The organism is Streptococcus sanguinis (assembly GCF_019929145.1).
Lineage (GTDB): Bacteria > Bacillota > Bacilli > Lactobacillales > Streptococcaceae > Streptococcus > Streptococcus sanguinis_U.
This window is the reverse complement of record NZ_JAHZOW010000001.1, coordinates 505,807-517,238: the sequence shown is the minus strand read 5'-3', so window position 1 is coordinate 517,238 and position 11,432 is coordinate 505,807. Positions and strand designations below refer to the sequence as shown.

Here is an 11,432-nt window from a genome sequence, read left to right as displayed (position 1 = left end):
TTTACACAGTGTAAATTATTTTTATTGTTTATTTATAAAAACTTCTCACCCTCTCATTTCGATTTTTTATTTAAGTTTATTTTAAGCTTATCTTAAGCCTTTTTTAAGCTTATCTTAAGTTTGTTTTAAGAATCAAAGAATCTGTTTATGAATCCCTTTCTTATGGGTTTTTATTTACAGAAATGAATAAGTGTTCAAAAGTAGTAAAAAATACTAGAAGCATTTATTCCAGCTTCTAGTATTTTGAATTTATTAATATTTGAGTTGTTTGATAACCAAGAGGTGGCTATCTTCCTCCCCGACCAAGCTGTGTGGCTCATTGGGCTCCATCGTTAGAAAGGAACCTGCCACCAGCCGCACAGTTTGTTCTCCAGCAGAAAAGCTTACATTTCCTGATAAACAAACGACTGTTACTAGTGCATCAGCACTGTGCTCTGGCACTTCTTTTCCTTTAGCAAGATGCAGGTGATGGATGATTCTGCCTTCTTCTTGCACAGGTGTTTCTGCAAAATCATTATTGGGATTGGTAACAAAAAATTTCATTTTCTTCCTCCTTCTAATGGATGATGTGACTACTGATCTTCATAGCCTCCACCAGTAATGCCGAAATATTCTTCTAAAGATTTGCCTGATTGAGCAATTTCCTTAGCTTCTTGACCAATATAGCGCAGATGCCAACTTTCAGGCATATAGCCAGTTGAACCTTCCTTACCCTCTAGATAGCGAACGATAAAACCGTACTTATAGGCGTTATCTAGAAGCCACTGACTTGCTCCAGATTCCTGTACAAGATTGCCATTCTTGTCAATCAAGTCAAATGCCAAACCAGTCTGGTGCTCGCTGTAGCCTGGTCGAGCAGAGTAGCGATCCGCAGCGGCTTTGCCATCTTGATTGACATAGTTTTGATAGAGCTCGGTCTGAGTATCATAGCTGCGAAAACCACTGTATTGGTCGCTGATAGCATAGCCTTGTGCCTGCATGTCTGCAATCAGTTTGAGCAATTCTGCTTTAGCAGTCGCATTCTCACCTGGGTTATAGGAAGCAGACAAAGGGTAGTGTTTGTTGACAACGAGAATCTCATCATATTTCCCTTTGACACTGTAGTAGCTACCGTTATAAGAAACATTTTGATCAAGAGTTTTGGCCTCGTGATTTTGCTCCTTTTTAGTATCAGTGCTATCTGAAGATGTTGTCGTATCTTGGCTAGAGTTTTTATCTTTTTCCGCATCTTGTTTCTTAACTGTACTAGTTGAGCTAGCCGCTTGTTTATCAGAGCTATCTCCAGTAGTGTCTTTACCAGACGAACACGCGCCTAGAACAAGAACAGATGCCGCAAGAAAAATCAGTTTACTGTATTTCATTGTCATAATATCAACCTTCTGAAACTTCAAGATTATAGATTACAAAAGAATCCCCACTAGGTTTCAAGTAATATGTCTTATTTTTACGATTTACACTATTTGGAGTGTTATCAACATAGTGGACTGTATAGTCCTCATATGTTGTCACGATATAGGAACCATTTTCTTCCTTGATTTCACGGATATCCAAAGCTCCTGGCTCATAATAGTTAATTTTCGCTTTCTTAACACCACCACCAGTGGTCCACTCAACCATTTCTCGATATACTGCACTAGAGGTATCGTAGTATTGAGAATAGTTGTTACTCCTGTTAGAAACAGAGCTAAAAACAGCACTGCGGTAGTCATTAAGGAAAGTAGAGACTTTTGCTTTTTGAGCCTCAACCTTTTTCGCTTCTTCGTTCTTTTCTCTAATCTTAGAAAGCACTTCCTTAGGAAGAGATAATTTCACATTCGTGGTATCATCTTCCACAATCACTGTCTCTTTATTGGTAGTAAAGGTAGTATCAGAGATAGTAAACTTAGCATAAATTTCAAGTTCTTGATAAGGAACAAGCTGCAACTCAGGGGTCAAACTGCTACCACTTTCTTTACCATTAACAACGATTTTAATATCTGTTGCTTTTGAAGTTTCAGAAGGCATAGTAATTTTTAGCTGTTTCTTTTCAGACTTGAGATCCAGTTTGATTTCATTGTCCTTAGCTGTAGCTAAATCAAGCTGAACCTTACTCTCTACATCTCCAACATCCGTCTTACCTTTGAGTGTAAAGTCTTGTTTGATAAAGTGATATTCGCCCAATTCAGTGTCTGTATTTTTCTTAAGAGTAATAGTTTTCTTCTCACCAGGTTTAATGGTAGCATTATCCAAATTTGTATTGACTTTAACTTTGACTGGATAGGAAACCATCTGATATTCCTGGAAAATACCAAATTTCTTACTCTTTTCAGTAACACCTAAAATTTTATTATTGTTGTCATCAATATAAGCAGATTTGCCATTTGACTCAACAATGTTATCGAGCTCAGTTTCGAGATTAATCTCCTGGCTCTCTAGGTGCTCAACTAAAGCTCTTGCTTCCGCGCGTGTCCACTTATCGGATTGAGTAGAAAGAAGACTTGCCACTTCATCGAAGTCTTTACTAGAGACGGCTTTTGCAAAATGGTCTGTGACCACTTTAACTCCAGTTATAGAGTTTAAATAGAAGAAAACTCCAATCAAAGCGGCAACTAAAACGGTTGGAGCCCCAATCATGATTGCTTGCTTCTTTGATATTCTCTTTTTAGCCTTTTTTACCGGTTTCTGTGGTAATTGCGAGTCGAGCAGTTCAGACCGAATAGGCAAGTTAGAGAATCCTTGACTCTTAGCTTCTGCAAATTCTTCTTTGGTAGGTTTTCGACCAATATTATTTTCAAAAGCTTGCAGCCAATTCTTACGAAGTTCTTCATATTGGCTAGATTCAAACGCGCCTTGCTTCTCATGTTGGGAGGTTGGTTGAATCAATTCTTCTGTGACAGAATCTTCAGAAGGTGTCTCCTGAACAATATCTTGATTATCAGAAGCTTCATCAGTAGTATTTTCTACTGATGAAGTATCTGTGGTCGCTTCCTCTGCTTCGCCTGCAATCTCCTTAATCATTTTTGGATCAAAGTTAGATTGTTTGCCGGCTTGGAACTCACTTGCAGTTGGTTTTCGACCAATTACTTTTTCAAAGAGATCAACCCATTTTTCTTTTGTTGCCATAAATCTCCTCCAATATTACATCATTGCGATACTAGCTAGTAGAGAAAAAGCGATGAAAGAGAAGATAATTGTAATCACACCATTGATAATAATGGCCAATAGATATTTATAAAAAGGATCCATAGAGTTGTTTGTCTTGGAATAAATCAAAGCAAAGGTAGCTCCAACTCCAATCAACAAAAGCCCAATCCATGTGAAGAACAGGGATAAATGAATAACACCCAACAGAGCAAACAGAGCAGAAACAGCAATAAATGGAAGAACAATAGCATACAATCGGCCGTACCAATCAAAAGCCTTATTAAAGGTAAAACTTCTATCTTGGTAGACCAAACGCTTCACAACAAAACCACCTAAAATAATAGAAAAAAGGAAGAGAGCCGCTGCTATCAGAGAAACAAAGAAGACTTTGAAATTAAAAGTCGGTCCATTATACATACCAAAACTCATGATACCAATGGTACTGAAAATATTGTAGTTTGCAACAATAGCAAAAAAGAACGCTGTCAAACCTAGAGAAAGGTAACCATTCACCTTACTGCTCTCAACTTCAGATGTCGGTGATTTCCAAGCTGAAACGAGCCAAGCCCAGAAACCTTTCATTGTTTTAGAAAACTCGCTGGGTTGAGGAGGTTGCTGACTGTAATAAGCCTGTGGTCCTTGTTGAGGTATTTGTGAATTGAACTGTCCTTGCTGCTGGTTGTTCTGATAAGCTTGCGGACCAGAAGACTGAGGCTGTCCAGCAAAGGGACTTGCTTGCTGAAATCCTTGTTGCTGATAAGCTTGTCCCTGATTTGCAAATTGATTTGGATTTGCTTGTTGCTGAGGAACTTCTTGATATTGTTGAGAAGCCTGCTGAGCAAAAGGCTGTTGGAAGTTTTGCGGCTGTTCAAAGCTTGATGAAGCCGGGCTAGCTTCACTAGAGGCTTGCTCCGCACTTACCTGTTCAGCTTCAACAAATTCCCCGGCAGCCAATGCTTGGGCAATTTCTTCCTCTGTAGCCGAGCGTCCATTAACGGCCTCAAAATATTCAAGCCAATCTTGTTTTGACATAAAATATCTCCTATCTATAAATTATTATACTACTATAGTATACAAAAAAAGGGCCGGAAATTCAATCTATTCCGGCATTTGCTCTTCTTCATCGCTTGTCATATCGTCAATTTAGCAGGAAAAGCTTCTACTCCTCCTTCGACATTGGTTACTTGGTAACCCTTAGCTTCCAAAAATTCGCAGGCGCGCGCTGAGCGTCCGCCTTTTTGACAGATGATATGGTAAGGGATTTGTTTATCCAATTGTCCATAATTCTCCGCCAAGCTGCTGAGAGGCAGATTCTGAGCTCCAGAGACATGTCCAGCTGTAAATTCGTCCACCTCGCGAACATCAATCAACTGCAGTTCTTCTAGCTGCAATTTGTCATATAAATCTTTCGCACTAATTTTATGCATCATTTTTCTCCTATTCATTCATAATCACGATTTTTCCAAAACCTGCTGTTCCCTCTATAAAAGCATGAGCTTTGGGCACTTGCTCTAGGGAAAAGACACGCCTTGGTGTAACATTGACCTGATAGCGGTCAATGTAGTCAAATAATTCATCCATCAAATCTTGGCTCACATGAGCTGAGTGAAAACTTGTTAGAAAACTGTTATTTTTAATTTCCTCAATTGGGTTGAAACCATTCAGCTCCCACTGGCCACCCAAGAGGCCAGTCACACAGATAATCCCGCCCTCTGCGATATGGTTAAAAGAATCCTTGACAGTTGCCGGACCGACCAACTCCAGAATTTTATCAAACTTCTCCTCTGTTTCCAGTCGGCCATCCTGGTCTATAATGATATCGTCGTAGGCTTGGTGCTTGAGTAGAAACTGTTTGGAACCGCTATTGACCGAGCCCACGATATGTGTGTCTGGAAACTGTGCCTTGACCAGACGAGCAAAGGCCAAACCGACACCGCTAGTGGCAGCCCGAACCAAAATCTTGTCATTGGGCTCAATGCGCAGATTTTTCATAGAGCCTAAAGCAGTATAATAGGTCTCTGGTACTGCTGCCAACTCTGTCCAGGTCAGGTTGGTCTCGACCGTATAAATTTGGTCGTTAGGCAGGAGGACATACTCAGCATAAGAACCATCAAAAGATCGCCCCATTTCTCCCATGATGGAAACCACTTTCTGACCAATTTCTAAATCAGACCGAGTCGTCTCGGCCACTTGGCCAACGCACTCAATGCCTAAAATCCGAGGAAAGGCGACACTAGGCGATAAACCCTCACGAGTAAAAATCTCCGAACGGTTAATCCCAAACCCTCTGACCTTGACCAAGGTCCAGCCTTCTTGAAGTTCTGGAATCGGTCTTTCTTCCAGCAGAAGCTTTTCTGGCCCACCCGCTTCGTAAATGACTATAGCCTTCATCGTTTCCATAGAATCACCTCGCTTTCTACAAAGTTTAGCATTCTAAGCTTAGACTTTCCAAAAAATCAGTCAGCTACTCCAGCAAGATCTAATAGTTCTTTGACAAAATCATCAGCCGGCTGTTGGAGAATCTCCTGAGGGGAAGCACGTTGCTGGATATGTCCTTCATCCAAAATCAAGATAGAGGTACAAAGACGCTAGCAAACGAGTGATAGCAATCCGCTAGGTTTAATCACCCGAAAGAGAAGCTAGATAGCACTCCTCTAACTCAGCAAAACAGCTTACTAAAGCTCCAGAACTTGGTAAGAGTAGCCCAAATCTTGCAAGAATTTAAACAAATCTGTTGTAGAGATAAAGATAGTCTTTTCATTGGTATTAGGATGGAAAGTCATGCGTTCTTCGTCAATAATCTCTTTATCAAAATAAACTTGAATATCTCTTTCCTCATTGTTGAGCAGACCAAAAGGTGAAACCGTTCCTGCTGATAGGCTCATTTTTTCAGCCAAGGAGTCCAATGAAGCCATACGAATTCGGTTGGCTGAAACCAGCTCTTTAAACAAATTCATATCCAAACTCTTCTTGTCATCCATAATTAGAAGATAATACTGAGTTTTCTTCCTGTTGGTCAAAAACATGGACTTAGTCCGGACTCCTTCCATGCCTTCAATATAGCTATCTGCCTGCTCTGTCGTAAATGCAGGTGGGTGCTCTACCACATCAAAGGTGATCCCCAACTCTTGCAACTTATTAGCTACTTGTTGATAAGCATCCATAGTTTTTTCCTTTATTGATGAATAATCTTTTGTACCAATGCTTGCAGGTCTGGCACAACCTGCTCTGCAAACCAAGGATTTTTAGCCATCCAGATTTGGTTGCGGGGCGATGGGTGTACCAAAGGGAAAAAATCAGGCAGATAGTCTTGATAATGCTGAACTGTCTCGGTCAGCTTGATATTTCCTTTTTGATGCAGATAGTATTTCTGTGCATACTGACCAATCAAAATGGTCAGCTCAATATCTGGCAAAAGCTCTAAAATCGGCTGATGCCATTTGTCCGCAAAGTCCTTACGAGGTGGTAAATCTCCAGACTTCCCATGTCCCGGAAAATAAAAATCCATGGGTAAAACCGCAAAGTAGCCAGAATTATAAAACGTGTCTTCATCAACACCAAGCCATGTTCTCAGCCGGTCACCGCTCTTATCTTTCCAGTAAAGCCCTGCCTCTTGAGTTTTCAGCCCCGGCGCTTGACCAACAATGTTAATCCGAGCATTCTTTGGTGCCGCAAAGAGCGGCTTGATTCCCTGCTTTGTAAATTCTTGATTTTCTGGGTCGGCCATGATGGCCTTAGTAATATCTTCTAATGTATGCATGGCAGCTCCTTGCAAAGAAACTCATTTGGCAAGACCAAACGAGTTCTTCTTTTTTATTTGATTAATTCGTAGATAGCCTCCGCATAAATGGCCGCAGCACGGAATAGGTCTTCTACATCTGTAAATTCATTGGCTTGGTGCATAGTGTTGACATAATCTGGGAACATAGCCCCAAAAGCCACACCGCGCTTCAAAAGACGGCCAAAAGTTCCACCACCAATGACTTGCTCGTGTCCTTTGAGACCTGTTTGTTTTTCGTAAACACTCAAAAGAGTTGCTACCAACTCATCATCTGCTGGGACATAGTGCGGAGTATGTCCATGTTCAGACAAGCTCACTGATACAACACCAGTGACTTTTTCAAGACCGGCCTGAATTGTTTTCGGATCAGTACCTTGAGGGTAACGGATGTTCAGAGCAATGGTATTGTCAGCCTTGTCACTGTCAAAATGGAAAACACCAGCATTCATGCTGAGAGCACCCATTTTAGCATCTGTATAAGCAATTCCTAACTTCTCACCTGCAAAGTCCTCGTGCAGAACTTGAGCTGCAACTTCCAGATAAGCTTTGGCGTCACCACCAAAGTCAAATTGGTTAAGGAAGAGAGCTAGATAGGTTGCTCCGTTGATACCGTCCTCTGGTGTAGAACCATGAGCTGATTTCCCAATGACTGTCACTTCAAGAGCGTCGCCATTTTCTTTCAGACTAGCTGAAACCTTGTGGGCAGAAGCAAAGTCTTGTAATTTGACATCCAATTCCGCTGCATCAATTGGCGCTGTAAAAATGGCTGTCGCTGATTCTGGCACCATATTCTCACGAAGTCCACCAGTGAAGCTCTTGAGTTTAAAGCTGCCATCATTACTGTTACCAAAGTGGAGATATTCTGTGATATTCCCTTTTTCACCATTAATGATTGGAAATTCCGCATCTGGTGAGAAACCAAAGTCTGGCTCAGGCAAACCAACATGCTTGAAATAATAGTCCATGTCTTGCCAACCGGATTCCTCGTCTGTCCCCACCACAAAGCGCACACGCTTAGATACTGGCAAGCCCAAGTCTTTGATGATTTTCAAACCGTAGTAACAAGCCATGGTTGGCCCTTTATCATCAGACGAACCACGCGCATAAAGCTTACCATCAATAATTTCAGGTTTGTAAGGATCTGTATTCCAACCACTTCCAGCAGGAACCACATCCATGTGGGCAAAGATTCCCAATTCTTCCTCACCCTCACCAAAAGTAAAGTGGCCAGCATAATTGTCAACGTTCTTGGTTTCATAACCATCGCGTTCAGCGATTTCTAAAAACTTATGCAGAGCTTGAACAGGACCAGGTCCAAAAGGATGTTCCTTGTCTGCCTTGGAATCGTCCCGTTCTGAGTTGATTTCTAAAAGACTGAACAAGTCAGCTAAGAGAGCTTCTCTTCGTTTTTCAACTTCTGCTTTAAAATCAATTGCCATTATATTACCTCAATCTATAATTCGATTTAAATCGATATTGTTACGAATTAAATCACAAATGCAATTATATCAACGTTTCTCAATGATTTCATCAACCGGCAAACGATAACTAGGTTCTAGTTTTTCATCAGTATAACCAACCGTAATCAAGAGTTCCGGACGGAAACGTTCATCAATTTCCAAAACCTCATTAACCTTAGATTTATCGAAACCTAAGATAAAGTTAGAGCCGATACCTTGGTCAGTCAGAGCCAGAACAAGATTCATGGCCACCAGACCAGCATTGAGAGATAAATAATCGCTCTTTTGCTGCTCACTATAGCGAGCAAACTCAGCAGGCAGATTCTGCATGTAGAATTGGAGCTGCTCGTCAGAGAAATTCTTAACTCCAGCTACACGCGCAATCTTGCGAGCCCGCTTGCTCAAATCTGTATCTGTAAAGAGGGCAATGGTCACTGGAGCTTCCTTAATCTGGTCCACATTTCCACCGAAAGCTGTCTCTGCTAGAGCCTGATTGCGCTATCGTACTACTACAAACTTCCACGGCTGACTATTGTGAGCACTTGGTGCCAAAGTTGCAATCTCAATCGCTGTGCGAACATCCTTTGGATCCACAGGTTTGTCATTGAAATGCTTGGTCGCATGACGCTTTTTATTGAGTTCTAGAAATTTCATAAGTCGCATCCTTTTCTAAATATACTAGCTTCATTTTATCATATTTTGTAAGAGTTTGCAGAAGTTTTTCACAGAGGAGTTTTTCATTCCTTCGCAAATAAGCTCAATTTTCAAAATATCAACCAATATTACCAGCCAATTGAGCAATCAATAGAATATGTTCATAAATCTTTACCCTATTTAAATGTTTTACATCTTTAAAGCCACCTAAAGCTAATAGAGGAACAAAACCAAAACATTGGGAATAATCAAGAGGACCATATTTCTCTATCGCTTCATGATAAAGCGGTAGATCAAAATGTTTTGTAATATGATTACTATCTATAAATTTCAAAAAATGAGTAAAGTTTTTTATCATGATATTAAAACTGCCATTTTTGTATTTAATAATTCCCACATATTTGTTTTCTTCCCAAGTTATGATGTCGCCAAAACCTGTCACAAAAATTGGAATGGAAATATCCCCTCTGAAATATGTCTCCCTAACCAGTTCAAGATACACATCTGGATTAATCACCTTTAGGAAACCGTCTAAAAAAGTCCCCAGACCATCTTCTCTCCATATTTGAACTAGTTCTGCTGGAACTTGATTCTTATACTTCTCAATGATTTCTTGGGGCATGACCGCCCCTTTAATAATATTTTTTAACATCTCTTCTAAAAAATTAATCTTCCGCAGCAATCTTCAAAAATGCTTGCTTAAAATCTTCATACATTTCAAAAGCGATTTTCATGACATCCCGAAAATCTACATAATCGGAAATAATGGGATCCATTATCTTATTTTCCGGTGAAGTTAGTAATCTTATAATTGTAAACAAATTAGTTCCTAGCAACACTTTTTGGTTTGAATCTTTTAAGTCCCAAATCAATTCAACCATTCCATATTCCAAAGAAAATTTAAAACCGAATTCATATTGACCATTTTTTTCCTTTTTTAACGAGAAAAAATACTCTTTCTTATTAAATTTCACTTCATAACCGAATGAATTGATTATTTCCATTAAAAAATCACCATCATAATAATCTAAAGCTTTCTCTTTAGGAGTTCTACCCCTACTAAATTTATTGGACAATGCTTCATATCTCTCTACAAAATTTATATTTTGCAAAGCTTGTTCAGCTCTAGTATCTAATTTCATCTATTTATTCCTCAGTAAATTGTAATTCTAGGGTGTACTTTGGACATATTATATCACAACCAGATAATTGTGTAATCAATAGAAATCTAGTATAACAAAAACTTTTGAAAAATGAGAAAACCATCCATTTGAATTGGATGGTTTCGTTTTATGTATATCAATTATATTCATCATGCTTTAAAAAAGCTATCTACCAACTCTAACTTAACAATCATTTGCTCACGACTTGCAAATTCAGCAATTTCTTCTTAACAAATTATTATCATTTCCAAAATATTTAAAAGACACATTACAATTCAATTAGTCCCAATTTCCCCAATTCGTTGAGAGCAGCAATTTTTGAAAACGAGTGATTATTCCCCACAAATTCTTTTATCTCTCCAACATATTTATATAAATTTGAGTTTATTTCTTCTAAATTTTCAATAAATATGTCTAATAAATTTGAATCTATATTTTCCAAGGCGGAAGGTAACTGTGTTTGTTGTTCAAATAAGTACGCCTCCTTAGCAGTTGCACCTATCGCATAGCTGATATTATCCCATAAAGGAATATTAGATTCATCATTATCTAACTGCATGTAGATAAAAATTCCATTAAAATCAGTTCCATCATCTAACAGAATATAAAGATCTTTACCTGACTTATTTTTGTTTTCTAAAAAACTCCAACATTCATCTAAAGCAGTTCGAATTTGAGTTTTATATTGTGTTTTTATTTGAGCAAAAATTGCCTCTGAATAAGTTAGCATAAAGCAAAGTTCAACTACTCTCATATCCTTATCTTTATCCTTCGAAAAGAAATTTAAAATAATGGGCAACAACTTTATCTTTTAAATACTTCTCATCCTGGAGTGAGTTGTTCAATTTTGATAATTCTTTATACGAATTGATTAGGTTTTTATAATTATCAAAATAATCTTCTAGTGTTTCTTCATCCACACTCTCAATGGTCTCAGGAAAATATTTTTCACCAGTAGTTTCATAAGAGTAGTAACTAACTAAAGCAAGGAAATTCGCGATGCAACTCCAAATAGCAGGATTGGTCTCTTTATCTAACTCAAAATAAGTTAAAATATCTTCCTCATCAATGTTTTCCAATCTACTATACAATAAGTCTGGATCAGACTCACTAATTCTATCAATAGATTTACTTGTGAGTTCTAATGTTTTATGTACATATTCCTTATAGTCTAGGTTTTTTATATACCTTTCTAGAGAATCCGTTAATTTTTGCATAAAATGTAAAAGATTAAGACTTAATTCCATTTCT

The 11,432-nt window shown here is 38.7% G+C and carries 13 protein-coding genes and 1 pseudogene; all 14 read right to left on the bottom strand.

Annotation, left to right across the window (positions count from 1 at the left end; genetic code table 11):
• Window positions 1-252: 252 nt before the first annotated feature.
• The 14 genes and pseudogenes from K1I94_RS02585 to K1I94_RS02520 all read right to left on the bottom strand — a co-directional run bounded on the left by K1I94_RS02585 (window position 253) and on the right by K1I94_RS02520 (window position 11,428).
• A complete protein-coding gene (locus K1I94_RS02585) occupies window positions 253-543 on the bottom strand; it encodes a cupin domain-containing protein (protein WP_002906439.1) in 291 nt (96 codons plus the stop codon).
• Between the two features lie 29 nt (window positions 544-572).
• Window positions 573-1,367, bottom strand: a complete 795-nt coding sequence (gene ldcB, locus K1I94_RS02580; protein WP_373276228.1) for an LD-carboxypeptidase LdcB/DacB — start codon at window positions 1,365-1,367, stop codon at window positions 573-575.
• 4 nt (window positions 1,368-1,371) lie between these two features.
• Window positions 1,372-3,102 (bottom strand): TcaA second domain-containing protein, encoded by a 1,731-nt coding sequence (locus K1I94_RS02575; protein WP_002912591.1) that lies wholly within the window; start codon window positions 3,100-3,102, stop codon window positions 1,372-1,374.
• Between the two features lie 15 nt (window positions 3,103-3,117).
• Window positions 3,118-4,155: a DUF6574 domain-containing protein gene (locus K1I94_RS02570; RefSeq protein WP_223314310.1), complete on the bottom strand. Its 1,038-nt coding sequence runs from the start codon at window positions 4,153-4,155 to the stop codon at window positions 3,118-3,120.
• A 98-nt stretch (window positions 4,156-4,253) separates the two neighbouring features.
• Entirely contained in the window at window positions 4,254-4,568 is a 315-nt protein-coding gene (locus tag K1I94_RS02565; RefSeq protein WP_223314309.1) for a rhodanese-like domain-containing protein, read from the bottom strand.
• The gene (locus K1I94_RS02560; protein ID WP_223314308.1) at window positions 4,561-5,523 is read right to left on the bottom strand and encodes a zinc-binding alcohol dehydrogenase family protein; all 963 of its coding nucleotides are present in this window, start codon (window positions 5,521-5,523) and stop codon (window positions 4,561-4,563) included. The genes K1I94_RS02565 and K1I94_RS02560 overlap by 8 nt, the downstream gene beginning before the upstream one ends.
• Before the next feature lie 275 nt (window positions 5,524-5,798).
• Complete coding sequence (locus K1I94_RS02555) at window positions 5,799-6,287, bottom strand: prolyl-tRNA synthetase associated domain-containing protein (protein WP_223314307.1); 489 nt, start codon at window positions 6,285-6,287, stop codon at window positions 5,799-5,801.
• Window positions 6,288-6,298: 11 nt separating this feature from the next.
• Window positions 6,299-6,883 (bottom strand): uracil-DNA glycosylase family protein, encoded by a 585-nt coding sequence (locus tag K1I94_RS02550; RefSeq protein ID WP_002897466.1) that lies wholly within the window; start codon window positions 6,881-6,883, stop codon window positions 6,299-6,301.
• A 53-nt stretch (window positions 6,884-6,936) separates the two neighbouring features.
• Window positions 6,937-8,343: a dipeptidase PepV gene (gene pepV, locus K1I94_RS02545; protein ID WP_223314306.1), complete on the bottom strand. Its 1,407-nt coding sequence runs from the start codon at window positions 8,341-8,343 to the stop codon at window positions 6,937-6,939.
• Window positions 8,344-8,412: 69 nt separating this feature from the next.
• Window positions 8,413-9,018, bottom strand: a pseudogene (locus K1I94_RS02540) (nitroreductase family protein).
• Between the two features lie 118 nt (window positions 9,019-9,136).
• Window positions 9,137-9,670 carry a T6SS immunity protein Tdi1 domain-containing protein gene (locus tag K1I94_RS02535; protein ID WP_223314305.1) on the bottom strand — a complete coding sequence of 178 codons (534 nt, stop codon included), beginning with the start codon at window positions 9,668-9,670 and terminating at the stop codon, window positions 9,137-9,139.
• Between the two features lie 13 nt (window positions 9,671-9,683).
• Window positions 9,684-10,160 carry a hypothetical protein gene (locus tag K1I94_RS02530; protein ID WP_223312996.1) on the bottom strand — a complete coding sequence of 159 codons (477 nt, stop codon included), beginning with the start codon at window positions 10,158-10,160 and terminating at the stop codon, window positions 9,684-9,686.
• 289 nt (window positions 10,161-10,449) lie between these two features.
• Window positions 10,450-10,935, bottom strand: coding sequence for an Imm6 family immunity protein (locus tag K1I94_RS02525; protein WP_223312997.1), 486 nt, complete (start codon window positions 10,933-10,935; stop codon window positions 10,450-10,452).
• A gap of 10 nt (window positions 10,936-10,945) precedes the next feature.
• Window positions 10,946-11,428, bottom strand: a complete 483-nt coding sequence (locus K1I94_RS02520) for an Imm6 family immunity protein (RefSeq protein WP_223312998.1) — start codon at window positions 11,426-11,428, stop codon at window positions 10,946-10,948.
• Window positions 11,429-11,432 lie beyond the last annotated feature (4 nt).